Here is a 25,948-nt window from a genome sequence, read left to right on the forward strand (position 1 = left end):
TTCTTAAATAATTGCCTAGTTAGTGTAAATTAAGATTTTTGATTTTTCGTCAGGTGGCTTCTCTATTTATTCCTATTGATCGGGCAGTCGCCCTCAAGGCAATCGCTGTTTTACCATAGCCCCTTCAATTTCTATATATGGAACTAATATCACAAGTTCTTGTTCTGGAACCAACTTCCCAAGTTCTTGGCAAAGAACCAATTGTTCCCTTTGCTATTTTGCTGGCGGTCATCTTAGTTATACCCATCATGTTTGAGCGGCTAAGATTACCAGGATTAGTGGGTTTGGTTTTCTCAGGGCTGGTACTTGGACCCTCAGGTTGGAATTTTTTTCAGTCTGACTCACCGATGATTAACCTACTATCAGACATTGGGTTAATTTATTTGCTGTTTGTCGCCGGGCTAGAAGTCGATCTAGAACAGTTTCGCCGGAAAAAAAGTCGTGCCTTTGGGTTTGCTACCTTGACTTTCAGTGTTCCCCTGCTCATGGGAACCTTGGTAGGGCTGATTTTAGGCTATAGTTGGACTACTTCAATCTTAATTGGCTCTTTATTCACTTCCTATACTCTTTTGGCATATCCCATAATCAGCCGTTTGGGAGTAGTAAACAACGAAGCTGTTACTGTCACCATTGGAGCGACGATTTTTACAAACATTGGTGCAATACTGATATTAGCTGTTTGTGTAGCTGTCGTTCATGCTGGAGTATTCAGCTTTGCTAAACTACTCACCTTGTCGGGTTGGTTAACTATTTACTCTGTTGCTGTTGTTACAGGTTTTGATTGGGCAGGCAAAGAATTTTTTAAGCGATCTGGAGACGATGAAGGAAACAAGTTTTTGTTTGTGTTGCTTTCTGTGTTTCTAGCAGCTATGGGCGCTCAATTGATTGGGGTAGAAAAAATTGTTGGTGCTTTTTTAGCGGGTTTGGCAGTGAATGAGGCTGTGGGTGAAGGTCCTGTCAAAGAAAAGGTGGTATTTATTGGCAGCGTGCTGTTCATTCCCATTTTCTTTGTTGACCTTGGCTTAGTGATAGATTTACCCACCTTTGCGAACAATGTGAATACGCTCAAGTTAACGCTGTTGATCGTAGTTGGTTTGATTGTCAGTAAATTGATCGCAGCTTTGTTGACAAAACTGGTTTACCACTATAAATGGCAAGAAACTTTAACGATGTGGTCGCTCTCACTTCCCCAAGTTGGTACAACTTTAGCAGCAACGTTAGTGGGATATCGGGCTGGGTTGCTTCCACTAGAAGTATTACACAGTGTGATTGTCTTAATGCTCGTCACATCAACCTTGGGACCGTTGATGACCAGTCGAATAGCTGTTGGTTTGAATTCTCCGCTAGCCGAAGATCCGGTACCACCTTTACCTGAGGAGAATGCATCAGAAACAAACAGTGCTTTTACTATAGTTGTGCCTGTATATAATCCGCAGACCCAGCAGTATTTAATTGAAATGGCGGCGTTATTAGCGCGTCAGTCTCAGGGTAAAATTATACCCCTGGCGATCGCTACTGCTGCTGCTCAGATGGATGCGCCCCAGTTAGAAGCGTCTCTACAACGGAGTGAGTGGTTATTGAATAAAGCCACGACACAAAGTCGAGCCTTGGGTGTAGCCGCAGAACCAGTGCTGCGAATTGATGATGCCTTTGCTCAAGGAATTAGCAGAGCGGCTCGCGAACAAAAGGCTAATTTAATTGTTATGGGTTGGGGTAAACGGACTGGGTTACGAGCGCGTTTATTTGGGAATGTGATTGATGGTGTGCTTTGGGCATCCCATTGTCCAGTAGCGGTGACACGTCTAGTAGAATCACCGAAAAAAATTCAGCGGATCTTAGTACCAATAGAAAACTTAACAGCACCAACATTACAACCTGTACAGTTTGCCCAGATGCTAGCCGAGGCAAATCAGAGCCACATTACTGTACTAAATGTGTGCGATCGCCGCACTAGTTCTAGTAAAATTGCTTGGAGGCGATCGCATCTCTCTCTATTGGTATCTAAATTGGCTTTGGCCAATGTCCCAGAAATTCAAATCATCGCTCACGAAAATGTTGCCCAAGCAATTTTGCAGGCAGCAAGATTATATGATTTAGTAGTTTTACCTTTTATACGTAATCGTACCAGTCCTGGAGGGTTAGCCATTAGCGATGTTACAACCCAGTTAGCCAGCCAACTCACCTGCTCAATTATCATGCTTGGAGAACCGCAACGCACTCAAACTACAAATTTAATTATGTCTACTACGGTTAGCAGCATTACGTCTGCTGTATGATATAAGGCAGAATACAGTTCAAGTAAGTGGACTTGGGCTGCGTTAGCGTAATCCGCTGGAGGCATCACATTTCCAAAAATCTTGGCAATAAATGAATCGGCTGTAGGAATGTACATCTGTATTGTTGGCATGTATTTGTAGCACGAGTGTCACCCCGCTCTCGACTAATTTTCTGTATCCAACTAAAACCTCAATAACCGTAAAAATACTTTATATTTTTGAAGATTTGATAAAGTTCGGCTAAAGAACAAACAATTTTTAAATAATTTTTGTTATTTTGCTAATAAAATTCTTAAGAAAACAGGTAAAAATATAACAAAACCACAACTGTGAAAAAATAAGTAAGTTCAACAATACTTTTTGATTGAGCCTTATTATTTTTTTTTGTTTTGTATTCTTTGTACCCAAGGTGGGTAATCTAAAAGTAAGTGCAATAGCTACTAGAAAATATTTGTAAGTAACTGGGAAACTATGAGAATTTTAGTGACGGGCGGTGCTGGGTTTATTGGTTCCCATCTCATCGACCGACTAATGGCTGCTGGGCATGAAATAATATGCTTGGATAATTTTTACACTGGTCATAAACGCAACATTCTGAAATGGTTAGATCATCCGTACTTTGAATTGATCCGTCACGATATTACCGAACCAATTCGGTTAGAAGTGGATCAAATTTATCATTTAGCTTGTCCTGCTTCACCAGTACATTACCAGTACAACCCAGTTAAAACCGTTAAAACTAACGTGATGGGAACACTGAATATGTTGGGGCTAGCTAAACGTATGAAAGCGAGGTTTTTCTTAGCTTCCACTAGTGAAGTATACGGAGATCCAGAAATTCATCCTCAAACTGAAGAGTATAGAGGTAGCGTCAATCCTATTGGAATACGTTCATGCTACGACGAAGGTAAAAGAATTGCTGAGACTCTAGCATTTGATTACTACAGGCAAAATAAAGTTGATATTCGAGTTGTGCGGATATTCAACACCTACGGGCCAAGAATGTTAGAAAATGATGGTCGGGTAGTGAGCAACTTTATAGTTCAAGCCTTGCAGGGTAATCCTTTAACTGTGTACGGTGATGGTTCGCAAACTCGTAGTTTCTGCTACGTTTCTGATTTGGTAGAAGGATTCATCCGCCTAATGAATAGCGACTACGTTGGCCCAGTCAACCTGGGCAATCCTGGTGAATACACGATTTTACAATTGGCACAAACTGTGCAAAATATGATCAATCCAGACGCACAGATTAAGTTCGAAGCACTACCTTCGGACGATCCCCGACGTCGCCAGCCTGATATCACAAAGGCAAAAACTTGGTTAAATTGGGAACCTACCATTCCTCTGCAAGAGGGTTTAAAACTGACAATAGAAGATTTTCGCGATCGCATTCAAAGCGATGCCAATAATTCAACCACCTGAGTGGCGTCTAGCGTTGCTCTAAATTTTCATGCAGGCTAATCCGATTGGTAGCTAGTCTATATTAGTTGCTGAGTTTTCTTAAGTGTGTAAGTGTAAAATTGAGAACTTCTTTTTGAAAATTAACCCTAAAAAAGTGAGGAGTTAAATAAATGCGTGTTTGCGTTATTGGTACTGGTTACGTTGGTTTAGTTACAGGTGCTTGCTTGGCTCATATTGGGCATGATGTAATTTGCGTAGACAACAACGAAGAAAAAGTTAAGTTAATGAAATCTGGGCAGTCTCCAATTTTTGAGCCAGGACTCCCAGAAATTATGCAGTCTGCCATTCAGACAGAGAAGATTCATTTTACTAGCGATCTTGCTGCTGGAGTTTCCCACGGAGAAATTTTGTTTATTGCTGTAGGAACGCCACCTTTACCCACTGGTGAAAGTGATACTCGTTACGTCGAAGCTGTAGCTCGTGGGATTGGCGAAAATCTCAACGGTGGTTATAAAGTCATAGTAAATAAATCTACAGTACCCATTGGCTCAGGTGACTGGGTGCGGATGCTTGTTTTAGATGGTGTTGCAGAGCGGCAAAAAACACTAATACCCGCAGGTGGAGTGCCGAGCGATGAGAAATTACCTGAATTTGCAGCCGAGTTTGATGTCGTCAGCAATCCAGAGTTTTTGCGCGAAGGTTCGGCAGTTTACGACACGTTTAACCCCGATCGCATTGTATTAGGGGGCAATAGTCAAAGAGCAGTAGCCTTGATGCAACAACTGTATGCCCCAATTGTGGAACGCAAGTACGCAGAAGATCAATCTTTACCTCCAGTGCCAATTCTGGCAACAGACCTAAGTTCGGCGGAGATGATTAAATACGCCGCTAATGCCTTTTTAGCTACTAAGATTAGTTTTATTAACGAAGTTGCTAATATTTGCGATCGCGTCGGTGCTGATGTTACTCAAGTAGCCAGAGGTATCGGTCTAGATTCCCGCATTGGTAACAAGTTTTTACAAGCTGGTATTGGTTGGGGTGGTTCTTGCTTTCCCAAAGATGTCTCTGCCCTGATTCACACTGCTGATGATTATGGTTATGAAGCCCAGCTACTGAAATCTGCTGTTAGTGTCAACGAACGTCAGCGGTTGATTGCTTTAGAGAAACTTCAACAAGTTCTAAAAATTCTCAAAGGCAAAACAGTCGGACTACTCGGACTGACCTTCAAGCCCGATACCGATGACTTGCGCGACGCCCCAGCACTCAACCTAATTGAGCAGCTAAACCGACTGGGAGCCAAAGTTAAAGCCTATGACCCCATTGTTTCCCAAACAGGTCTACGTCATGGACTTTCTGGGGTCCTAGTAGAAACCGATGCCGAAAGACTAGCTGATGGCTGCGATGCTTTAGTACTCGTCACCGAATGGCAGCAGTTCAGCACTCTGGACTATGTGAAGATGGCGAAACTGATGGCCCACCCCGTTATCATCGACGGTCGTAACTTCCTCGACCCCGAAGCAATAATACGCGCTGGATTTCAATATGTAGGCGTGGGAAGATAAAAAGTAGAGACGCGATTAATCGCGTCTCTACAGGAGTTAAGAATGATAATAAAAATTAATTACAACTTAGTAATTAATAACTCCTAACTCCATTCAAAACCTAAAGAATTAAACTACCGCCTAGATGATTCTAGGCGGTAGTTTAATTTGTTCAAAGTTTCACTTTACTTTGATTGTTTGCGTGTAAGTATTGCATCAAGCGCTATTTGGAATACGTTCAATTTCAGCATATCCACTGAAAATAAGTTTTTGACCTTCAGTTTCTAATCGGTTGAGCCGCATTTTCACTCCATCGAGGTCAAAACGATCGAGATCAACCATATTATCTAAAATTTCTACCAGTGCCACGCTCAAGGTTTGCGAGATTTCCCGTTGTGCTTCTGGTACTTGGTCAAGTTCGATTTTTGGATCTTTGAAAGAAACTCGCCGCCGCCTTTCGATGCCTATAGCTAGGATCATGCTTAGGGGTACAAGTTCGCCATTATTTAAATCTGCTTTTGCTCCAAGCTGTAAGCGATTTTCTGGTAATAGCTTTACCTGAACTTCCGTAAAGGAGACTGGTTCACCGCCAGATAATGCTGTCAGTAATGGTATGGTGAGGTTAAGTAGGCGCTTTTTCACCAGTTCTGCATTAAAGGCTTGGTTTATACCTGCTTCTGATAAAATTACTTGAGCGATCGCTTGAGTGGGTTGCTTAAGACTGAGTTTGCCCTTTAATACCGAGCCGAAGTCAATGGCAACTGCATCAGTTTCAAAAGACATTTCCTCAACCGCGAAATCTTTCCGAATTACCAAGCCACGACCGCTCATTTTGAAGCTATCAATGCTGCCTTGCAAGAGCTTGCTAGAGGGGTAGCAGCGCACAAAGACTTCTACTGACTCGCTCATGCTAAACAGGTGGCGAATCGTTTGGCTAGCGACCGTGTTGAGCATCCGCTCTCCCCAATCTGTGCCTTTAGGCTCTTGTAAACCAGTAAGTCCGCCGAACATGTGGTTTTTAGTCTCTAAAAGTTCTTTGTACTTTTGTAACAAACTGTGAAGAATACAGCAAGCGATCCCGTGATTAATTGTGCTGATGGGTAGGAGTTGGATAGCTGATGGTTACAAGGTCACTGTATCAGATATTACTACTTACAACGGGAGTGGAAGACGTAAATGCAGGCCAAACACGTTTTGTTGAGGAATTTAAACGGGAAATGCAGCAGAAGTATGGCGTTTCTAGTGAGGAAAACTGAGTCAGATGTTGACATTAATATAGAATTTCTGCAAGGAAAGTTATGAATAACTTATTGGTGGGAATACTTTAATTAGGACATCAGACAGCTTATCACCACTGCTAATTATGACACAACTAAATTTAACCTAGCTGATTACGTGAGAGCGGTTTGTGCTAAAGCTTTGATACCTACAGTTTCCTAATAACGTACTAAAACCATGAAAGCTACTCAAACCAAGTTTCTCAACTTTTTAGAAGGCAACAAGCAATTAATCATCCCCATCTATCAGCGTCCTTATAGTTGGACAATTACTCAATGCCAGCAGCTATGGAATGATATTCTGCGTGCTGCTAAAGACAATGAAATTTCAGGGCATTTCATTGGTTCATTAGTTTACATGGTAGATACTGTGTATCTAACAGCAGTAATACCTAAATTGTTAGTTATTGATGGTCAGCAACGTTTAACAACCCTTTCATTACTACTTTCTGTTTTAAGTAAAGCTATTAGAGCAAGTAATGAAGAAATTGATATTAGTTCTGAAGCCCTAGAGGATTTTTATCTTTTTAATAGACATGCAAAGGGTAGTGAACGATACAAGTTACTTTTAAATAAGAAAGATAGAGAAACTCTAATTCGATTGCTAGAAGATACAGAAATACCTAACGATAAATCTCAGCAACTTGTTGATAACTACCGATATTTTGAGAATCAAATTCATAAACTAGACATTGACCTTAATAACCTGTACCGAGGTATATGCAAGTTAATGATTGTAGAAATTTCTTTGGAGCGCGATCGTGATGATCCACAATTAATATTTGAAAGTCTAAATTCCACAGGACTTGAGCTTTCGGAAGCAGACAAGATTCGGAACTATGTACTGATGGGACTTCAACCGGAGGAGCAGAATGAAATTTACAACCTCTATTGGCATCCAATGGAGAAAAACTTTGATAAAACCGGATATTCTCAGCTATTTGACCGCTTCATTCGGGACTATCTGACCATCAAATCTAGATCAGGAACTATTCCTAATATTAGAGAAGTCTATAGTAGCTTTAAGATTTATGTACAAGGGAAAAAAGATACTTTAATCAAAGAGATATTAGCGGATGTTTACCTTTACTCTAAATATTTTGTTAAGTTAGCTTTTGCTGAGGAAACTGACCAAGAAATTAAGCAGTTAATTACGGATATTAATACTCTTAAGGTAGATGTTGCCTATCCATTTTTAATAGAAGTTTATGATGATTACAATAAAAATAAAATAGCACGACAAGAATTTATCAGCATTCTTAGGCTTGTGGAAAGCTATGTATTTCGGCGGACTATCTGTGGCATTCCTACTAACTATATGAACAAGAATTTTGCCACTTTAATTCGAGAAGTTGACCGAGAAAACTACTTAGAAAGTTTACAGATTGCTTTGAGTAGTAAAAAGAGTTATAAAAGATTTCCAGATGATGAAGAGTTTCGTCGAGAGTTGCTAGTTAAGGATATTTATAACTTTCGCGGTCGCAACTATCTACTTCGTAAACTAGAAAATTATGAGCGGAAAGAGTTAGTCAATGCTGAAGAATATAGTATTGAGCATATCATGCCACAAAATCCCAATCTTTGTTTAGAATGGCAGGCAGATTTGGGAGAACAATGGAAAGAAATTCGAGCCAAATATCTACACACTATTGGAAATCTAACTCTAACTGGATATAATCCTGAGTTGAGCGATCGCCCGTTTATAGAGAAGCGGGATAAAAAGGATGGTGGATTCGCAGATAGCCCTCTACGTCTGAATCGGGGGTTGCAACATCTGAAACAGTGGAACGAAACAGAAATCAATAAAAGAGCAGAATTATTAGCAGATATAGCTGTTAAAGTTTGGTCTTCTCCATGTATGTGAAGTGAGGCGATCGCAACCTCAATAAAAAGTGTGATCGCTAGTTCGCCATAGTGACGCATTTATTTTAAACTATGGAAATGAATGCAAATGGTTTTTAGAATCTATGTAGAGCTTCCAGATAAACGTAGGTTTGAAACGAAACAGTGACACAAGCCAAAACACCTCGAGCCATTGCAGTGAATATTCCACCAACGCTAACACTTACAGTCACCCATGAGCAGTTAGTCGAGTTGGCGATCGCTAACCGAGATTTACAACTAGAACGAACTGTGACAGGAGAGCTAATCGTTATGGCTCCAACTGGAGGTATTACAGGAAATAGGAATTTAGATATCGAAGGACAACTATGGCTCTGGAACCGTCAAACAAGACTTGGTAAAACATTTAACTCTTCAACTGGTTTTCACCTCCCTAACGGAGCCGATCGCTCTCCCGATGCAGCTTGGGTCAGTCAAGACAGATGGGACACACTCACTCCAGAACAGCAAGATGGATTTGTCCCTCTTTGTCCTGATTTTGTACTGGAACTGCGTTCTAAAAATGACAATATGAAACCCCTACGAGCCAAAATGAGGGAATATATGGAAAACGGAGCTTGTTTAGGTTGGTTAATTGACCGAAAAAACAAAAAGGTAGAGATTTATAGGCAAGGCCAGTCCGTGGAAGTTATAGATAATCCCATAAGCTTGTCAGGTGAAGATATCTTGCTTGGGTTTATCTTAGATTTGACCGAGGTTTGGAAATGATTCTGAAAATGCTATCTAAGCCAGTGCCTTTTAATATAATTTGTCTTTTGCTATCGTCTGTTACGAAGCGATCGCAACTTCAATAAAAAGTAGGTAGACGAAAAGCAGCTTGTCCTCAGACATCGCACTATATCCATTAATCATCAGTCCATCTGGTAAATTGCAAGCCGATATTTAGGTTTAGGAATTAGTTTACCCTCCTTTTTCGCAGCATCTAACCATGCTTCTTTTGCTTGCAAGACTTCACGAAGCGCTTCTTCTTCAGTTGAACCAAATGCTGAACAATATTTCAGATTAGGAATATCAGCAATGTAGCCATCATCTTCACTGTAGAAAATATGAATGTGATAGTGTTTCATACTTAACCCAATATCGCCACCAAAATACGCAGCAAGTCTTCTATATCAGCATAAATTGAGGTCTTGAGGTATTTGTTTACTTTTTTGATTCAATAAACCAAATTGCCAGATATCCCCTGTAGAAACAGCCCACTGTAAATTTGGCTCTTGAGAATCAGTCCATCTTACTACTCGTACTACAAATACTGTGTATGTCTCCTAAGTCAAGACTAACAAATTCAAGAACGGCATCTGGATTGAGTTCTTGAAGCACTTTAGTAATCTTCATCTTCACTCAAGTAAAGCTTGATAAATTCCTTAGCAGCTTCATGATTGATTGCTTGTAGTCCTTTACGAATTTCTAGCACTGTATCAGCAGGCGGGTCACTAATTTCATTAACCCAGTTGTTGACAGCGGAGCGTCCAATACCCATTGCTACTGCTAAACGATTCTGACTGATGCTGTAAATCTCCAGTACCTGCTTCAGCGCTTTACCTGCTTTTTTCATGCCTCTGATTGTGTCAGAGGCTTGTGACTTGGTAAATGTTCAAATATTTGGACATTTAATGTAAGATGATTATGTCCAAAACTTTGGACATAAATCACACAGTTTTAATGCCTGTCATGGAATCTAACAACTCTTTGCCACTTTCCCATCGGGAATCTGTAAAAATCCTGATCATTGGCTCCCGTCGAGGTATCAACAGCATTATTCATTTGCTTTATCGCGTCGGCTTTGCCGAAGTAACAGCCTGGAGTCAGCCGCAAGCTGCACCCAACAGTGAGGGCAAAGAAATGATGAGTATTACAGTCAAACAAGTTACCCTAGACTGAACACAGAGGGTGCGATGCCTATGGCGGGCGATGCCTACGCTCTGATTTGACTTGCCTTTTAAACAAGTGCGTAGGCATCGCTGGCTGAAAAATTGTGTTCCTAAACCCGATTTAAAGAGAGTTTAAGCATTATTACTTGTTGACTAATGGTTGATGACCTTAATTTTTCACTGATGCCTACCTCGTCAACAACTTCCGCCGCAAATTATCCAACGCTGCATTTGCACTCACATGACGAATTAAAGCTCGACCTCGCACTGTACCAAACTGATACTCAAAACTTGCCACTTCATCCTTTGGTCCAGCCAAACCAACGTAAACTAAACCCACCGGCTTAGTATCTGTCCCTCCAGTTGGGCCAGCAATACCAGTGATACTCAATCCCCAAGTTGTTGCAAGGCGGGTTTTGACACCAACAGCCATTTGCTCTGCGACAGTAGCACTTACCGCCCCAAATTTATCTAAATCTTCTGGGTTAACCCCCAATAGTCCAACCTTCACCGAATTGTCATAAGAAATTACTCCACCCCAGAAGTAATCAGAACTGCCAGAAATCTCAGTCAACATTTGCCCTAAACCGCCACCAGTGCAAGATTCTGCCACCGAAAGCGTTTCTTTTGATGCCCGTAACAATTGACCGACCACAGAAGCAAGGGTATCATTATTAACGCCGTAAAAATCCAGTCCGGCAATTTCTTTAAGTTGTTTCTCAATGGGTGCAATTAGTTCTTCTGCGGCTGTTTCGGAAGTTGCTTTCGCAGAAACTCGCAATCTGACTTCCCCTTTACCTGCATAAGGGGCTACTGTGGGATTTGGCAATTTCAAATAGGAAGAAACTTTTTCCGCCAAAGCCGATTCACCAATACCCCAAAATTTTAAACTCCGACTGTAAATAATTTCTTTACCCCAACCTTGACTTTTAAGAAATGGGACGGCTGTTTCTTGCCACATTGGGTACATTTCACTAGGAACACCGGGAAAGGTAAAAATCGTGATTTCAGGACGGGGTTGCCAAATAATACCAGGTGCTGTTCCAGTGGAGTTGGGTAGAATTTCTGCACCTTGGGGAATCAAAGCCTGCTTGCGGTTACTTGGTGACATAACACGACCACGTTGCGCGAATTTCTGGGTTATGTCTTCGATAATGTCAGAACGTTCTACCAACGGGACTTTAAAAAAATCGGCGATCGTTTCGCAAGTTAGATCGTCTGGTGTTGGGCCGAGTCCACCAGTGAAAATGAGAATTTGCGCTCTGGAAATAGCAATTTCTATAACTTGCTTCAACCGTTCTGGATTATCCCCAACCACTGTTTGATAGTAGTGGGGAATACCTAGCTGCGCTAATTGTTGCGCTAAAAATTGAGCATTGCCGTTGAGGATATCTCCTAGCAATAGTTCAGTACCAACACAAATAATTTCTGCACTCATTGGATTGGGGAAGGGAAGTAGGGAGTGGGGAATGGGGAGTGATGAGTGGGGGATAAGGGGACAAGGGAGATGAGGGGACAAGGGGGACAAAAAGGATAAGGAGGAATTATTAAACTAGTTTCTTGCTTGTCTCCCTTGTCTCTTTCCCCATGCTCCATGCCCAATTATGCTAATGCTGGTACAGGAATTTCCAGGTGAGGATATAAGGGAAAGCGATCGCACAATGCCGCTACCCGTTGCCGACAATCTTGGGTTACTACCTCGGAATCTGGAGAAAGTAGGCGATCGCTAATAATATTTGCAATCTCGGTAAATTCTGCTACTCCTAAGCTCCGTGTGGTCATTGCTGGCGAACCTAACCTCAGACCGCTAGTAACAAATGGCGACTGCGGATCAAAGGGAATGGTATTCTTGTTAGCAGTAATATTCACAGTACTGACTAACTGATCTGCCTGCTTACCAGTTAGACTTACAGAGCGTAAATCTACCAAGATTAAATGATTGTCAGTGCCGTTAGATACTAACTTTAAACCACGATTTTGCAGTTGTTCGGCCAAAGCACGAGCATTTTCAATCACTTGGGCAGAATAAGTTTTAAACTCAGGCTTGAGGGCTTCTCCAAAAGCTACTGCCTTGGCAGCAATAACGTGTTCTAATGGCCCGCCTTGGCTGCCAGGAAAAACAGATTTATCTAGCTTTTTACCTAGTTCTGCGTCGCCAGTCAAGATTAAACCACCTCTAGGGCCGCGTAGAGTCTTATGGGTAGTTGTTGTTACTACGTGACAGTGAGGAATAGGATCGGGATGAAGACCAGTGGCAACTAAACCAGCAATGTGAGCAATATCGGCAAGTAAGTAAGCGCCGATTTCATCAGCAATACTACGGAACTTTTCAAAGTCAATAACACGAGGATAAGCCGAATAACCACAAATCAAGAGCTTAGGACGCTCCCTCAGCGCCAGCTCGCGAATTTGGTCATAGTCAAGCTGTTCTGTTTGTTGACTGACACCGTAGTGGCTAACTTGGAACCACTTACCTGAGAAATTTACAGGGGAACCGTGGGTAAGATGTCCCCCATGAGACAAATCCATCCCCATAATTTTGTCCCCTGGTTCCAGCAGCGATAGAAATACTGCAAAATTGGCTTGTGCGCCAGAATGAGGTTGTACATTTGCATGAGCCGCACCAAATATCTGTTTAGCGCGGTCGATCGCTAGTTGCTCGATTTTGTCGATAAACTCACAACCGCCATAATAACGTTTACCAGGTAAACCCTCAGCATATTTATTTGTCAGTACCGAACCTTGAGCCGCCAGTACAGCGGCGGAGGTAAAGTTTTCGCTAGCAATCAACTCCAAATGGTCTTGTTGACGCTGTAGTTCATTGTTGATTAACTCCGCGATCACCGGATCGCTGGAGGAAAGAAAGTCTGAATTAGTCCTAGTCACTTTAATTATCCTTATGGAAATTTGTACAACGGCTGATTGTGGTTGGACGCATATACAGTCAAGAGCTATGGTTTTTAACTGCTCTACAGAGGCGATTAATCGTCTCCATACTCTGGAGGTTTGTTTGTGCCAACTTATTTATTATTAGACCCAAGCTCGATTAATGCATTAATTATCATAACGTTGCTTTTTGAACCTGCGTTAATTGAAGTTTTCTCTGATCGCTTCTCTGTGATACAAAGTTAAGTGCTTCAGTGTAAGACTCCAGAAAATTTAGAGTCAGGAGTTGGGATCTATAGAATTCTTACGCCATTGTTAAGCGATCGCTATTTTCGAGTAATGCGATCGCTGAGATGATAAAAGCGATCGCTCAATTCCTACTTGCAAAGCGAGGAAGTTGGTGTTGACCAGGGCGAACGCATGGCATTTCTAAAACCCCTGCTGGATAAGGATTTGACGAAAAAATAGGCTCAATTAAAAAACGCCGGAACCCTTGCTATTAAAGGATTCTTATACTTTAGATGCGTTTGCCCTGTGGTGTTGACTGCTTCTGGTTGGCAAGCTCAACTCAACGTTTTAGTCTTTGTTGACAATTTTTTCAATCAAAAATTAGTTTATAAGGTAGACTCTGCCTACGTTCTCAGCTACTAGCAAATTAATTGTTGGTAAAAATTCTTAATAGTCTATAATAATATTTAGTTTTAGCGATTTTTAGGAGTATTCTATGTCACTTGATCTGACACCAGCAGATAACCTGCCTGATCAAATCGTCTACGTCTTGCTCAATAAGATTAAACACGACGAAGAAGGGCAGCGAGATGTTAGCTTTTTTGCCGAGGACTTCGAGGGGAAACAGGTTAGTCGAGAAGAATTGCTTGAGTTACTAAATCGTCTTAAGGAGTCTGGATAATTCATCGGTGAGATTGAAAGCAACAAAGCCAATCCAGAATCAGGCTCGTCAACCCTTCTGGCGATCTGTAAGAATGCAGAAATAACGACAGAAGGTCGAGCAATGTTAAAAACCATATATTTCAAACCGGTGTAGTAAGAAAACTTATTTGTTGAGGTGAGATAGGGTATAGGAAGAGGATTTGACTTGTTTGTTTCATCGACAATGAAAGCAAGTGCGTCCGTAAACAGCTTCCATCACTCTGGTCAAAGAAAAATCTCAACCAACTTTTAAATCAAAGACAGAAACTCGGTTTCGAGCTTTATTTTCTAACATTATGGCTAGAATCATCTGTTTTACCTGAAAGTCTTGTGTAGCAAGGATTATTGTTTTTTCTCTGGACAGAGTGATGGAAGAGCGCTATAGCAATCCTAAATGATTCATAAACAACAAAATTCCCGACTTCTCTAAGAATTCGGGAATTTGAGGCTTTCGATTTTCACAAATCAAATAGGATTGCTATAGCGATTTTGATAGTAAGCCAAAATCTGGTTAACTCGTTGCCGACTTTCTGAACCAGAGTTTACTGTCCACGAGAGGCTCAAGCCACCAATTTGACTTTGATTGTAATCAAACTGTTGGGATGATTGGGGAATTAAATCCACCTCCACCCCTTCGACTTGACGTAAATGAGCTGCTATTTCTCTATAAACAGCTAAAGGCAAACCAACGAATTCTACTTTTTCCTTAGTCTCCATCTTTATGAAGCTCCCACATTAAAAGAATTTTGGGGGGGCGTTGTCACTGAAATAGGATTGCCGGTAGCAGACGCAGCTGACGGCGTTGAGTTAACAGCCCCTTCCCCTACCATTTTGGCAACTTCAATACCATATTGTTCCAAAATGACAATGGGGTTGTAGCCCTGATTCATTTCAATACGTTTAATTAGTACCCCATTTGCTAATCGCTGTCCCGCCTGTACATAACGACTTGTCGGCTCATCGGGTACTTTGATAATTGCCTGTGGTTCCTTGCTAATTAGAACTACACCAGTCACAACCACTGCCCTTGCTAACTCAGGCTGTGCTGGCGGTGGCAATACAGAGACTAAAGTGGGGTTGGGGACAACTTGAGGCAAAACTTTAGGCAATACTGAAGTCAAGGTAGGATTGACTTTTTTAGTCAAGGTAGGATTGACTTTTTTTGGTAGAGAAGAAACGTTATTTTTCTTTGGATTTAAAGCAATGCTGCGTGTTGAAAGTTTTAGTTTTACTATCGTTGCAGTAGGTAGCTTCGGCAACACGGGAACTGGTCTTCCAGATGTTTTAGCCATTCCGGGAAGAGTCTGCCCGAAAAGTTGTGTAAAAGGATCGCTTCGATCTTTTGATATCACAAGTTCTCGTGCCCGCTCTGTAGCATTTGTAGATTGAATCAAGTTAACAGATGCAAGATTAACTTGTGAAACCTGTTTGGCAGGTATCACTGGATTCTTAAAGGATTGAGCCGCTGGTGGCGACTTTTTGGCTATTTTGGGAATTGGCACGGGATTGATAGCTTGTTGTGTATCTTCAGAAGCACATCCAGCGATCGCCAAAGTTAGAATAGCTGCAATTGTAATTTTTGAAGTTCTGCCCATGAGCCTTTCTCAAAAGCCATTGGAAAATTGAAAATTAGAAATCAACATGCCTAAAATTTAGATTAAAGACAAAGTATGTTCCCTTTATAACCTAATTTTTTAAATTTCAAGGGTGATTTTTAGCACTGCCTACCCAGTATAACTGCGGCTTGGTGTTTGTTTGCAGTCAATCTTCTGCCACACCCATAAGCTCTTTCATCAAATCCAGTCCTTTCTTGACTCGACGGGAAACCGTTACTACACTGATTCCTAGATGTTCTGCAACTTGTTTTTGTGTCAAATCTTGCAAAAATACACATTCCAACACATCGCGGGTGCGTTTTTCTAGCTGAACCAACGCTTGTTGTAAGCGAAGTTGGTCTTCTTGTGCCAGTTGAAAGCTGCGATAGTGAGGATCTGGAACCAATTCTCCTAAGCAGGTAGAACCTTCTTCTCCATCTTGGATTGGTACATCAAGACTCAAAGGAGCGCGATTAACCCATGCTAATTTAATTTCTTGCCATTCATTTGGAGAAATTTCCAGTGCAGTTGCTAATTCCGAGTCGGTTGGTTGACGATTGTGTTTTTCACGCCAAGAACGTGATACTCCTATTGCTTGCTGTTGGAGTGCTAACCATCTCCGAGGAATTCGCACGGTGACACCTTTATCTCGGAGATAGTGTTGAATTTCACCCCGAATATAGGGAAGAGCGTAGGAACTGAAGGCATGTCCCTTAGAAATTTCAAATCTTTCAATAGCTCTGATTAAACCTAAACATCCAACCTGGAGCAAATCATCGTAGGTTTCATGACATTGATTTGTCCAGTAGTGAGCTTCTTTTCTCACCAATCCAAAATTGAGTTTTACTAGTTGATTGCGGATATTTTCTGACGGAGATTGCTGATATTCTCGCAACAACTGCCAAATTTCGTGCTTTAGTTCAGTGGTGACTGTGGTAGGCATAGCACCGGGTTTATTGAGCAAATAAGTAATCAATTATTCTCTTTTAAATTCAGCTGCGATCGCACGACATTAAAGGAAATATTGCGCTATATTTCCTAAGCATTTGCTATGGTATATAATAAAAACTTTCTATCAAAACTCCATAGATTACTTGACAATCGAGCAAAATTTAAATACGCGAAATTGCTATTTACTTGGTTATCTATCTTTGGTATGACCTGTAGCTTTTTTAGAACTACATATAAATAAAATATAAAATTAATCACTAAATATCAAACCGAGATTGTACTTAACTTCAATTAATTAATGATGAAATTAATTTAGAGAAACAAAACAACAGTAGTCGAGCTTTTGTTTGATAAGCAAAAGTTAGATTTTCAGTAAAATTACGTGCTTATTCAACTGAGATTTATCCAATAGTTAAAAATTACTAATAATTTAAAAAAATCCTATGTATATTTACGCAAGCCAATAAAAAAAGGGCATCTCGCCCTTTTTTGCACTTAAGTATATAGTGTTTTAATGAAAGGGAAAAGGTTAAACAGATGAATCAAGTGACCCATAAGACTGAGGGATAAAAATTTTCCCAATTGCCAGAGCTATTTTGCTCAGATTTAACTTTTCCCGATTTTTGTAAAAAATCTATCTACCCTCTTGAAAAAAGAGGGTAGATAGGTTAACTTTTGCGAGCAAGTCTGATACTTACAGAATTGTCGTTTTGAGTGCCATTCAGTTGCCTTACTTTCGAGGATTTAGCCACGAGTCGATTCAACCCGTCCATAAAATAGACCGCGAATCTTGACTTCTTTAGGTTCGCCAGCACCTAAATCTGTATCAGATGGCTGTTCGCTCTCGAAAGTGCCAGCAATTTCACCACTAGAGCCATCTATTTTAGCGATTTGCAGAGAAATCTTGCCATTGAGATTTTCAGCGCGCTTGACGTTAGTGCGGGTAAGTTCTTCATCATCTGCTTGAGCGGGGAGAGCCACGGCATTATCGTAGCCACTGACGACACCACGACCTTTGGGATCTAGGAAAGCAGCACCACGATAGGAAGGAACTTTGAAAGTGCCTTCAAAGTCCGTGGAGGTGTTAATACTGGTCAAACTGGGTTGGGTTTGAGCAACCAAGTTTTTGATAGTGAAGAGGAAAGGTACTCGCTCACCACCAGGAAGTTGCACAGTGATGGCTTGGAAGTCAAGACCATCAGTTTCTTTAAAGGTCAGGCTATTATCTGAGTTGATTTTTAAATTACCTTGCACCTGGTCAATGGTGGAAGTGTATCTGGTCAACAATTTGCCAGCAACAAATTCTGCTTCTTGGCGTTTATTAGCAGGTTCTTCTTTGATGAAGAAGCTAGTTGGTTCCAAGCAAAGTTCTTTGATGGTATAAGACTGGCTAGAATCAATGGGAATGGAGCCACGGCGTGTTTCTCCTAGTTGGGGGCATTTGTTAGCCAAGCCAGTGCCGCGAATTTGATCGTAAGTGAGTACATCTCTACCACTACTACTAGCAGGAGCATCACTACAAGCTGTTATTAGCCCCAGGCACAAAGCCAAGAATGCAACAATTAAAGCGCGATACCTCATGGTCAACCTCAATCTCAAAAATTAATATCTAAGTTGTAAAACTGCATCGAAGCTTTGATCTCTGATGAGAAGCCGCTACTCTGCGAAAAGCTACCTTTGTTCGGACACGGCTTTACTCTGATTGAGAGAGTTGAAGCAAGTGTTCGGGTTGTCTAGGTTGTCAGTCGTTGCTCAAACTTTTCTGTTGCTAAACGTAGTTAAACGTGTCGCTCTTTTGAGCTTAGGGTGTAAACCCCAGACTAAGTAGCACACTGCATCCATTTTGGATGTGTGTCACTAGGGGAGCAAAAAACCAGCAGTTTTACTGTTGGTGGCATTTGTTAAAGTTGGGCGGGTGGATGAGTAAGTTTCATACAGAGCTGCATAAATGCTTGCCTCGAAAAGTACGAACAGGAGTGTCTGCTTCGCACTTTGCTCTTGCTTATCGCAAAAGCGTCGTCGCCTAAGTCTTTTTGTATCATGTATGTGACGCCACTACATACAGCCCATTTTTGGATGGGTAAATCAGCCAGATCATACGATTTTTTTTAACTCAAAATCAAAGAAAGTCTTGTCTTGATCGCATTTAGCTTTTGTAGAGCCTATGCTAAAGGTTACTATGCTCTTTTTGGAGCGATCGCAATTGCTTTTGATAAAGATACAAATCTAGTTATATTTACCCCTAACTAGGGCAAGTGAGGAGATGCAGTGACAGGGAAACAACTAACAAACTAGGGAAAATTAAAAATCTCCAGTAAATTTGAGTTGACCTCATTTATACGCAAAGGATGGCATGAACGATCATAAAAATATTGAATCACAGAAGTTATCTGGTAAACTGCAAGCGATCACAACTGTGGTGCATGATGCTGCTACAGCTTGTGAAGGCGATACTGTAGCTCTTTTGGCTTTGCTGCGGCAATTAGAGCAGTTACACCGAGACATCCGAGATGGGGTTTTTCAAGAGAGTTTGCCTGTTAACCGTCGCCAACTTTACTCACTGCTGAAAGATATTGAGTCTGAGGGAGGCTGGCCTTATATTGAGCGCATCAGGCTACAAGCCTTTTTAGCCAATTTGCCACAAAAGGCTCCCGAAGAAAATAGCCATGAAGTTTTGGAGAGCGATCGCTCATGCGGCTGATTAGCTCAAAATTTATTTCTAGTTCTGAACTAATAACTCTGATCGCCTCATCAACTGTTAAACCAAGAGCGGTTGCTCATTGAGGCTTCAACCTAATTGATAATTTGTAATTAAAAAGGGTTTGTCCGGGTTATGCCATCACAAAGAAGGCGATCGCGCTCCTCAAGATTGCGGTTGTGTTTGAGGTAATTGCCCACCCAGTCGCAACCACGAACAAGCAGATCGTCAAGATTTAAATTCCACAGAATTATCGTGTTGTCATCACTAGCTGATGCTAGTGTTTGACCATCTGGGCTAAAACTGACACTTAATACCCCAGCCCGATGCCCATTGAGACTTTTAATTAATTTGCCGTCACTGCTCCAAAGTTTCACTGTACTGTCCCAACTGGCGGCGGCGAGTAATTCACCATTGGGACTGAAAGTCACGGCATTGACGCTATCGCTGTACCCTTTTAATAAGGTTTTTAATAACGTCCCATCCCGTCGCCACAGTTTTACGGTGTTATCCCAGCTGGCAGAAGCCAGTAACTCGTCAGTGGGACTAAAGCTGACACCCATCACCCAGCTGTCACTGGGTGAGAAAGTTTTGAGTAAAGTACCATCCCGTTGCCAAAGTTTAACAGTGTGGTCATCACTGGCAGAGGCTAAAACCTGACTATTATGACTGAAGTTTACGCTATTTACCAAACCCTGATGCCCCACCAAGGTTTTGAGCAACTTGCCCTCACGGTTCCAAAGTTTCACTGTTTTATCTTTGCTAGCTGATGCCAAAAACTGACCATCAGGACTGAAATTCACGCTCATTACACTATCGCTATGTCCGTAGAGAGTCATGATTAAAGTACCGTCAAGCCGCCAAAGTTTCACTGTTTTGTCAAAACTTCCTGAAGCCAGCATTTCACCTTTGGGGTCAAAACTGACACTAGAAACTTTATTTGTGTGCCCCATTAAAGTTTTGTAAAGTCGGGTTTTCACCTCGCCATTACTGGTGTACCGTTGCCAAAGTTTGACAGTGCGATCACTACTACCAGAAGCTAGCATCCGGCCATCAGGACTCCAAGCAACGCTCAAAACTGGCTTCCGATGCCCTTGAAGAATAGATGGTCTTGGGGCATCTATTCTCCATAATTTCACACTTTTGTCATAACTTCCTGAGGCCAGCAATTTGTTATTTGGACTGAAAGCGATGCTGGTAACACGATCACTATGTCCTTTGAAAGTTCTGAGTAAAGTACCACTGATACGCCAGAGGTTTATGGTTTTGTCTTCACTTGCAGAAGCTAACTTTTTACTATCAGAACTAAAGCTCAAACTCCACACTATATCGCTATGGTGTTGTAAAGTTTTGTAAGGACGAAAGTCAAAACCGTCTTTAGTGCTGTTACTTTCCCTTTGCCAAAGTTTCACTGTCTTATCTAGACCGGCTGACGCCAAGAATTTACCGTCCGGGCTGAAAACAGCTATCATCACAGCTTGTTGATGTCCCTGCAAAGTTGTAACAAGGCTACCGTCGCGTCGCCAGATTTTTACTGTCTTGTCGTCGCTAGCTGAAGCGATAAATTGACCATCGGGACTGAAGTTTACCCAGTTAACCCACCCTCGATGTCCTCTCAGTATTTTTACTAGGCTACCGTCTTTGTGCCAGAGTTTTACGGTTGTATCCTTACCGCCAGTAGCTAACAATTCACCATCAGGACTGAAATTAACGCTGCTAACCGAATCTCCGTATCCTTTCAGGGTTTGATATGGCTTGGGGTCAAATTCACCTGTAACTGGGTTTTTGTGCCAAATTTGCACTGTTTTGTCGAGGCTGGCAGACGCTAGGGTTTGACCATCAGGGCTAAAACTTACACAGGTGACAGCATTAGTGTGACCTTTGAGGGTTTGGAGTAAGGTACCATCAGGACGCCAAAGTTTCACCGTTTTATCCACGCTACCTGATGCTAGCAACTGACCATCTGGGCTGAAAGTTACTCCCCAGACAACCTCAGTGTGCCCTTCCAAGCGGTTAACCTCCGTTACTCCATAAACTGCTTGTTGCAAGGCTGTCACTACCCGCATTCGGGTATCTGGCTGCACAATCTCTGCCTGTTTGAGTCCTTTCCAAGCCCGCAAACCTTCTAATAGGGCATCAAATTCTTTATTAGAAGTAAACAAAGCTTCGCTAGCAGCAGCGATTCCACTAATTTGCAAGTTGGTTTCACTGCGTTCGGCTCGTAGAGTTTGGCGAACTGCTGCTCTTTTTTGTAAGTCGGCTTGCCACCATAACGCTGCTATTGTTCCCCCCATAATTGCTAGGATTGCACCTGCTATCCGTGCTTCCTGCAGTCGTCGTTGCAATACCAAATTGAGTTGCTTTTGACTAAGTTGTTGAGCTGCTTCCGCTCTAGTTTTTTCAAGTTTGATTTTTTCTAATTCGGCGAGCATACCATAGTTGTTCTTTTGGCGAATTGGTTCAACTAAATAATCATGAACCAACTGGTAGCGATCGCCTAACTCTTCTCTGACTCGCAATACCAAGCCTGAGCCCACCAATATTTCTAAAATCAGTTCTTCAACTTTGTCAAAGCTTGATATAGTATCTATATCATAATTATTAACTAATGCAGCCGCTAAATCAGCTTTAGTTTTTAACGGTCGTGTACCCTTTTCATCTGTTAACTCAAATAATAATTTCCAACTTAACTCTTCGTTCTCTGGACCGCAGTCTTTGATAACTTCCCCCAACCAGCGTTCCACCAATTTTGCCGAGCCACCACAAAGCTTATATTCTGCAAGTGTCGTAATGTTTTCTATTTGTAGTTGAGCACCGACTATTTGTAATTCAATTGGATGTACTTCGTCTAGCTCTCCTGTCAAATCCTGGACTAATCGGTTAATTAATTCCTCACTTAATTCATAATGTGAACGTTGAGTAAGACTGTGAATTATGGCTTTGGCATCTCGGCTAGAGAATTTTCCTAAATAGTAGCGAATATCCTTATCAAGAATATTTTTATTAATTACTCCTAAATCATATAAGCTAGTACTGTTTTTCTGACTCAAACGTTCAAACTCTAATAAATGGTGTAAGTAATCTTCTCGTAATGAAAGAATTATTTTTACATAAGAAATATTTAAACATTCACTAAAAAACTTATAAAATTCTATTCTTTGTGTAGAAGGGTTACTAACAAAGAAAAATTCTTCAAATTGGTCTAATATGATAACTATCGTATAATTGCGTTCACATGCTAACCGGATTCTTTCTAGTATTATGGTGGGTGTAGAGTCAATATTGACCGATATTCCCGTGTATGCTAGAGCTTGGTTGATACTGCTGCTCAAGATTGTTATCCAATCAGTATAAACAGATAAAACAATCGGTATAGGAATGCGTTCACCGATAACTTTTCCCTTGAGTGCTGGGACTAAACCAGCTTTGAGAATTGAACTTTTACCTACACCAGATGGTCCATAAATAACTGTGAGTTTGTAGTCAGCACGGGCAATTCTTTCAATGAAGCGATTGACATCTTGTTGCCGTCCAGAAGCAGATATTTCTTGAGCAATTTCTTCAGGAATAAACGGTATTTTGTGAGGTTCTAGTACTGGGTTAATTCTGGGGCGTTGTGGCTGTAATTGACTTGCTCCGATAAAGGCACGAAAGCCATACTGATGTTCTATTTTAATTTTTTCTTGCTTCAGCTTAAAGGCTTCTGTATAGTTATGGCACTCAAAAAAGTAAAGCGATCGCAGTTCCTCTAAAATCTCTAAGTAAAGTAATGGCTGATGTTGTAGCTCACAAACTACCCTCGCCCATTCCAAGTTATTGATAGCTTCCTCGCACTCACCCAAATGCCGTTGTGTGCGTGCTAGCAATAGAAGATACCAACTTTCTTGTCGTCGTCTTTGCAAAGCATCTCGCAGAGAAACTTGTGTTACTTCTTCGGAGATAGAAAGTGCTGTATTTGCTAATTCATGAGCCAGTACCCAATTCGATTCTGAAGCCGCCACATTTGCCAAAAAACCATAATTTTGAGCAACTTGTGCAGGAGTTCCATAAGTTTTATGTAGGTGTAATGACTTTTGAGCTAATTCTTTTAAGTCATCCCAAGCTTGTAAACGTTGCAGCATTTCACAAGCAGGCAAAATGAATTTAGCAACTAAGTCTTCTCTTTGTACCTCCTCTAATAGCTGCAAGCATTGTTTAAACCACGACAGAGCATGTTCGCAATAGCTACTAGTATTCTGGTATAAGTCTGCCATTCGGTGATAACAAAGCCCCAGGTGGAATAGTACTATTGCTTGCTTTAGTAAAGATGAGGGGGGCATAGGTTGAGGACATAAGAGAGGCAAAGAAGAATTACTCTCCCACTCTGCTACTCTCCTTGCTTCCTGCTGCCATAATGCTAGGCTTCTTTGATAATTGGCTAAAGCACCATTAATTTGATCGTTGGCGTATTTATCTCGCCCCAATACAAATTCTAAACTAGCTTCTAATCCTGGTGTTAATTTAACGCCATACAGGCGTAGTAAATCATTACGGGCTGATTCTATTTCGTGGCGGTGTTGGGATTTTGGATCTAAATCTAGGAAGGCATTAGATAAAAACGTTTCAGCCCCTGCTTCTAAAACTTTGTCAAATAGAGATTCTTCCTCTTGAGAGATCAAAGCAATTAAATCTGCTTTGGCCATTTCAAATTTAATAGTAGTTGCAGCCCAGCTTTTGAAATCAGGCGCTAATCTTGAAAGCAATGATGCCACATCATCTTGTAGCCACAATACCACTGGAAATGGAAAAGTAGCAGCATAGATATCTCGTGCTTGGTTGACACCTGTAAGTAAGTTTTCTAGGTCGGTAGTTGACTCAATACCAAAAATCATTACAGCAGACGGTAAAGAGTCTGTAAGGACGGCAGGATTATCTAAAGATAGGTCTGAGATTATTGTGCTGTGTAAAGAAGTAGTTGATGGATTGAGAAAGATTTCTCTGATATTAATTTCTTTGGTGTTCGAGCGAATATTTTCTAACATTTGCTCACGTAATCGCCCATAATTGCATCGAACTAAAATCAGAGCAAATTGACCTTCAGAAAGTGCGATCGCTCTAACCAGTCTTTGCAAAGTATGCTGATTTTCTTTGGTGTAGACGCGTAGTTGTTTGTCATTAGTCATTGGATATGGGGCATTGAGCATTGGATATGGAGCATTGGATATGGGGCATTGGTCATTAGTCCACTAACAAATGACAATTGACTGTTACTTATTTTGTTGCCAAGCCAAAACTTTTTCTGTTTCTGCCAAGGCTGGACTTATACCAAACCAACGCCCTACAGGATCGCGATATTCAAACAGATACATGCTTCTTAGTAAGCTTTGATAGTCAGACTCACCCTTAACTCTCTGTTGTTGTACTACTTCAAACAATAATTCCCACTGGGACTCATCAATAGCTAATAGTAGATCGTCGCGGTAGTCCTTAATCACTGCTTCTAAGCAATCCCTAGAAAAAGGCGGATCTTGTCGTTGCAGGCAGCTATAAAGTAAGCCTAATAAGTTACGAATGTGACCACCACTAACACGACATAGACGATCCAAGGTTTGGGAGTGATCGAATAATTCTGTAATTAATGACAGTCTGCTATTCAAAGGAACTTCTGGAAAAGCTCTAGCTAGAACTAACTGGCGCACTAGTGACATTCCTGGTTCGTAGTCACTGCCATCTCTTTGCCGCACTAATACCATCGGTAGTACTTTTGGCGCAATTCCTCCCCCCAGGCGATTTTTCAGTGTCTCATACTCATTGGAGAAAATTAACGTTAGGGGAATTGTGTAAACTAGGTGGCATTTAAGTCGGCGTAACTGTTCGCCTCGGTCGATGAAGAGATATTCTGGTTGCGATCGCCCGGATGCTAAGGGACGCATATCCACTCGATCCAAATTATCTACAATTACTACCAGTCCTTTTTGACCCCTTAGCTTTAACTGTTCAACAGCCTTTTCTAAAATTTCTTCGTTAATCGCCTGCAAAATACTATTGGTACGTGGTTCCAGATATTGCCTCAGTTGATTCCGCATCTGGGTGCTATCTTTAGTTTTCGCGGTAATTTTGGCAATACCCAAGGACAACTCTGCTTGTCCAGAAAGCTCTATGGGGCTTTGCAAAAAATCGCCTACTTCTTTAAACAAATTGCTAAAGTAACCAGGTTTGAGTTTGATGCTAATCCCTTCTAAACTGGCACTGACTTGACGGGCTACACTCAGCAAAATATCACTGATATCAATATCTGCCATGTCTAAGTCTTGACTGGACTCAAAATAAACCACATGAAATCCTGCCAATTCTAGTTCTGTCTTGAGGCGCTGCAATTCCGTTGACTTACCGCAGCCGATATGACCCGTAAATAACTGACAGGTTGGCTCGTCAGGAGAAATACGAATGATCGTTCGTTGCAATTCTTCGACAATCTTGCAACCACGTACATCAGCAAAATCTATGTAATACTGCCGATCTAGTACGTTACTTATATTTAGCGTGTAGCTAGGGTTACATGCTTTATAAAAACGTGACAGATTTAATGTCGTTTTCATGAATGTAGAGGTTTATGTAGATGCAGTTTAGTTTGGATTTTT

The 25,948-nt window shown here is 41.3% G+C and carries 20 protein-coding genes; 9 read left to right on the forward strand and 11 right to left on the reverse strand.

Annotated features, from left to right (window positions below; translation table 11 throughout):
* Positions 1 to 137 precede the first annotated feature (137 nt).
* From V7K56_RS03540 to V7K56_RS03550, 3 genes are all read left to right on the forward strand, one after another.
* On the forward strand, positions 138 to 2,276 hold the full coding sequence (locus tag V7K56_RS03540) for a cation:proton antiporter domain-containing protein (protein ID WP_334907659.1): 2,139 nt from the start codon (positions 138 to 140) through the stop codon (positions 2,274 to 2,276).
* A gap of 471 nt (positions 2,277 to 2,747) precedes the next feature.
* Positions 2,748 to 3,698, forward strand: coding sequence for a UDP-glucuronic acid decarboxylase family protein (locus tag V7K56_RS03545; RefSeq protein WP_334907661.1), 951 nt, complete (start codon positions 2,748 to 2,750; stop codon positions 3,696 to 3,698).
* Positions 3,699 to 3,847: 149 nt separating this feature from the next.
* Positions 3,848 to 5,239: a UDP-glucose dehydrogenase family protein gene (locus V7K56_RS03550; RefSeq protein WP_334907663.1), complete on the forward strand. Its 1,392-nt coding sequence runs from the start codon at positions 3,848 to 3,850 to the stop codon at positions 5,237 to 5,239.
* 195 nt (positions 5,240 to 5,434) lie between these two features.
* On the opposite strand, the gene V7K56_RS03555 is transcribed toward V7K56_RS03550, so the two are convergent.
* Positions 5,435 to 6,229, reverse strand: a complete 795-nt coding sequence (locus V7K56_RS03555; RefSeq protein WP_334907718.1) for an LmeA family phospholipid-binding protein — start codon at positions 6,227 to 6,229, stop codon at positions 5,435 to 5,437.
* Positions 6,230 to 6,336: 107 nt separating this feature from the next.
* Between V7K56_RS03555 and V7K56_RS03560 the strand changes: the two genes are divergently transcribed.
* The 3 genes from V7K56_RS03560 (at position 6,337) to V7K56_RS03570 (ending at position 9,105) form a co-directional block, all read left to right on the forward strand.
* Positions 6,337 to 6,474: a hypothetical protein gene (locus tag V7K56_RS03560; protein ID WP_334907664.1), complete on the forward strand. Its 138-nt coding sequence runs from the start codon at positions 6,337 to 6,339 to the stop codon at positions 6,472 to 6,474.
* Positions 6,475 to 6,673: 199 nt separating this feature from the next.
* Positions 6,674 to 8,359, forward strand: coding sequence for a DUF262 domain-containing protein (locus V7K56_RS03565; RefSeq protein WP_334907666.1), 1,686 nt, complete (start codon positions 6,674 to 6,676; stop codon positions 8,357 to 8,359).
* Between the two features lie 143 nt (positions 8,360 to 8,502).
* A complete protein-coding gene (locus V7K56_RS03570) occupies positions 8,503 to 9,105 on the forward strand; it encodes a Uma2 family endonuclease (RefSeq protein ID WP_334907668.1) in 603 nt (200 codons plus the stop codon).
* 143 nt (positions 9,106 to 9,248) lie between these two features.
* Here V7K56_RS03570 and V7K56_RS03575 read toward each other — a convergent pair whose 3' ends face one another.
* Together V7K56_RS03575 and V7K56_RS03580 are read right to left on the reverse strand one after the other, a co-directional pair.
* A complete protein-coding gene (locus V7K56_RS03575; protein WP_334907670.1) occupies positions 9,249 to 9,464 on the reverse strand; it encodes a type II toxin-antitoxin system HicB family antitoxin in 216 nt (71 codons plus the stop codon).
* Between the two features lie 254 nt (positions 9,465 to 9,718).
* The gene (locus V7K56_RS03580) at positions 9,719 to 9,952 is read right to left on the reverse strand and encodes a helix-turn-helix domain-containing protein (protein WP_334907672.1); all 234 of its coding nucleotides are present in this window, start codon (positions 9,950 to 9,952) and stop codon (positions 9,719 to 9,721) included.
* Between the two features lie 71 nt (positions 9,953 to 10,023).
* Between V7K56_RS03580 and V7K56_RS03585 the strand changes: the two genes are divergently transcribed.
* Positions 10,024 to 10,278: a hypothetical protein gene (locus tag V7K56_RS03585; RefSeq protein ID WP_334907674.1), complete on the forward strand. Its 255-nt coding sequence runs from the start codon at positions 10,024 to 10,026 to the stop codon at positions 10,276 to 10,278.
* 177 nt (positions 10,279 to 10,455) lie between these two features.
* Here the strand turns inward: V7K56_RS03585 and V7K56_RS03590 are convergent, their stop codons facing one another.
* Entirely contained in the window at positions 10,456 to 11,706 is a 1,251-nt protein-coding gene (locus tag V7K56_RS03590; RefSeq protein ID WP_334907676.1) for a competence/damage-inducible protein A, read from the reverse strand.
* A 164-nt stretch (positions 11,707 to 11,870) separates the two neighbouring features.
* Positions 11,871 to 13,154 carry a serine hydroxymethyltransferase gene (gene glyA / locus V7K56_RS03595; protein WP_334907678.1) on the reverse strand — a complete coding sequence of 428 codons (1,284 nt, stop codon included), beginning with the start codon at positions 13,152 to 13,154 and terminating at the stop codon, positions 11,871 to 11,873.
* Between the two features lie 724 nt (positions 13,155 to 13,878).
* On the opposite strand from glyA, the gene V7K56_RS03600 reads away from it, so the two are divergent.
* A complete protein-coding gene (locus V7K56_RS03600) occupies positions 13,879 to 14,064 on the forward strand; it encodes a hypothetical protein (RefSeq protein ID WP_334907680.1) in 186 nt (61 codons plus the stop codon).
* Positions 14,065 to 14,549: 485 nt separating this feature from the next.
* Here the strand turns inward: V7K56_RS03600 and V7K56_RS03605 are convergent, their stop codons facing one another.
* The 4 genes from V7K56_RS03605 to V7K56_RS03620 all read right to left on the reverse strand — a co-directional run bounded on the left by V7K56_RS03605 (position 14,550) and on the right by V7K56_RS03620 (position 18,211).
* Positions 14,550 to 14,801, reverse strand: a complete 252-nt coding sequence (locus V7K56_RS03605) for a hypothetical protein (protein ID WP_334907682.1) — start codon at positions 14,799 to 14,801, stop codon at positions 14,550 to 14,552.
* A 2-nt stretch (positions 14,802 to 14,803) separates the two neighbouring features.
* The gene (locus tag V7K56_RS03610; protein WP_334907684.1) at positions 14,804 to 15,679 is read right to left on the reverse strand and encodes a hypothetical protein; all 876 of its coding nucleotides are present in this window, start codon (positions 15,677 to 15,679) and stop codon (positions 14,804 to 14,806) included.
* A 166-nt stretch (positions 15,680 to 15,845) separates the two neighbouring features.
* Positions 15,846 to 16,622, reverse strand: a complete 777-nt coding sequence (locus V7K56_RS03615; RefSeq protein WP_334907720.1) for an RNA polymerase sigma factor SigF — start codon at positions 16,620 to 16,622, stop codon at positions 15,846 to 15,848.
* A gap of 752 nt (positions 16,623 to 17,374) precedes the next feature.
* Positions 17,375 to 18,211, reverse strand: a complete 837-nt coding sequence (locus V7K56_RS03620; RefSeq protein WP_334907686.1) for a photosystem II manganese-stabilizing polypeptide — start codon at positions 18,209 to 18,211, stop codon at positions 17,375 to 17,377.
* 772 nt (positions 18,212 to 18,983) lie between these two features.
* Here V7K56_RS03620 and V7K56_RS03625 point away from each other — a divergent pair.
* Positions 18,984 to 19,331 (forward strand): hypothetical protein, encoded by a 348-nt coding sequence (locus V7K56_RS03625; RefSeq protein ID WP_334907687.1) that lies wholly within the window; start codon positions 18,984 to 18,986, stop codon positions 19,329 to 19,331.
* Between the two features lie 110 nt (positions 19,332 to 19,441).
* On the opposite strand, the gene V7K56_RS03630 is transcribed toward V7K56_RS03625, so the two are convergent.
* Together V7K56_RS03630 and V7K56_RS03635 are read right to left on the reverse strand one after the other, a co-directional pair.
* Positions 19,442 to 24,490 (reverse strand): nSTAND1 domain-containing NTPase, encoded by a 5,049-nt coding sequence (locus tag V7K56_RS03630; RefSeq protein WP_334907688.1) that lies wholly within the window; start codon positions 24,488 to 24,490, stop codon positions 19,442 to 19,444.
* An 84-nt stretch (positions 24,491 to 24,574) separates the two neighbouring features.
* Positions 24,575 to 25,906: a P-loop NTPase fold protein gene (locus V7K56_RS03635; protein WP_334907690.1), complete on the reverse strand. Its 1,332-nt coding sequence runs from the start codon at positions 25,904 to 25,906 to the stop codon at positions 24,575 to 24,577.
* Between the last annotated feature and the right edge of the window lie 42 nt (positions 25,907 to 25,948).

This window comes from Nostoc sp. (genome assembly GCF_036917535.1).
In the GTDB taxonomy this organism is placed as follows: Bacteria; Cyanobacteriota; Cyanobacteriia; order Cyanobacteriales; family Nostocaceae; genus Nostoc.

What these genes read in the sequence shown, in the direction of transcription:
- V7K56_RS03540 (WP_334907659.1), top strand. Translation starts at nt 138, where the DNA reads ATGGAACTAATATCACAAGTTCTTGTTCTGGAACCAACTTCCCAAGTT.
- V7K56_RS03545 (WP_334907661.1), top strand. Translation starts at nt 2,748, where the DNA reads ATGAGAATTTTAGTGACGGGCGGTGCTGGGTTTATTGGTTCCCATCTC.
- V7K56_RS03550 (WP_334907663.1), top strand. Translation starts at nt 3,848, where the DNA reads ATGCGTGTTTGCGTTATTGGTACTGGTTACGTTGGTTTAGTTACAGGT.
- V7K56_RS03555 (WP_334907718.1), bottom strand. Translation starts at nt 6,229, where the DNA reads ATGTTCGGCGGACTTACTGGTTTACAAGAGCCTAAAGGCACAGATTGG.
- V7K56_RS03560 (WP_334907664.1), top strand. Translation starts at nt 6,337, where the DNA reads ATGGTTACAAGGTCACTGTATCAGATATTACTACTTACAACGGGAGTG.
- V7K56_RS03565 (WP_334907666.1), top strand. Translation starts at nt 6,674, where the DNA reads ATGAAAGCTACTCAAACCAAGTTTCTCAACTTTTTAGAAGGCAACAAG.
- V7K56_RS03575 (WP_334907670.1), bottom strand. Translation starts at nt 9,464, where the DNA reads ATGAAACACTATCACATTCATATTTTCTACAGTGAAGATGATGGCTAC.
- V7K56_RS03580 (WP_334907672.1), bottom strand. Translation starts at nt 9,952, where the DNA reads ATGAAAAAAGCAGGTAAAGCGCTGAAGCAGGTACTGGAGATTTACAGC.
- V7K56_RS03585 (WP_334907674.1), top strand. Translation starts at nt 10,024, where the DNA reads ATGTCCAAAACTTTGGACATAAATCACACAGTTTTAATGCCTGTCATG.
- V7K56_RS03590 (WP_334907676.1), bottom strand. Translation starts at nt 11,706, where the DNA reads ATGAGTGCAGAAATTATTTGTGTTGGTACTGAACTATTGCTAGGAGAT.
- V7K56_RS03600 (WP_334907680.1), top strand. Translation starts at nt 13,879, where the DNA reads ATGTCACTTGATCTGACACCAGCAGATAACCTGCCTGATCAAATCGTC.
- V7K56_RS03605 (WP_334907682.1), bottom strand. Translation starts at nt 14,801, where the DNA reads ATGGAGACTAAGGAAAAAGTAGAATTCGTTGGTTTGCCTTTAGCTGTT.
- V7K56_RS03610 (WP_334907684.1), bottom strand. Translation starts at nt 15,679, where the DNA reads ATGGGCAGAACTTCAAAAATTACAATTGCAGCTATTCTAACTTTGGCG.
- V7K56_RS03615 (WP_334907720.1), bottom strand. Translation starts at nt 16,622, where the DNA reads ATGCCTACCACAGTCACCACTGAACTAAAGCACGAAATTTGGCAGTTG.
- V7K56_RS03620 (WP_334907686.1), bottom strand. Translation starts at nt 18,211, where the DNA reads ATGAGGTATCGCGCTTTAATTGTTGCATTCTTGGCTTTGTGCCTGGGG.
- V7K56_RS03625 (WP_334907687.1), top strand. Translation starts at nt 18,984, where the DNA reads ATGAACGATCATAAAAATATTGAATCACAGAAGTTATCTGGTAAACTG.
- V7K56_RS03630 (WP_334907688.1), bottom strand. Translation starts at nt 24,490, where the DNA reads ATGACTAATGACAAACAACTACGCGTCTACACCAAAGAAAATCAGCAT.
- V7K56_RS03635 (WP_334907690.1), bottom strand. Translation starts at nt 25,906, where the DNA reads ATGAAAACGACATTAAATCTGTCACGTTTTTATAAAGCATGTAACCCT.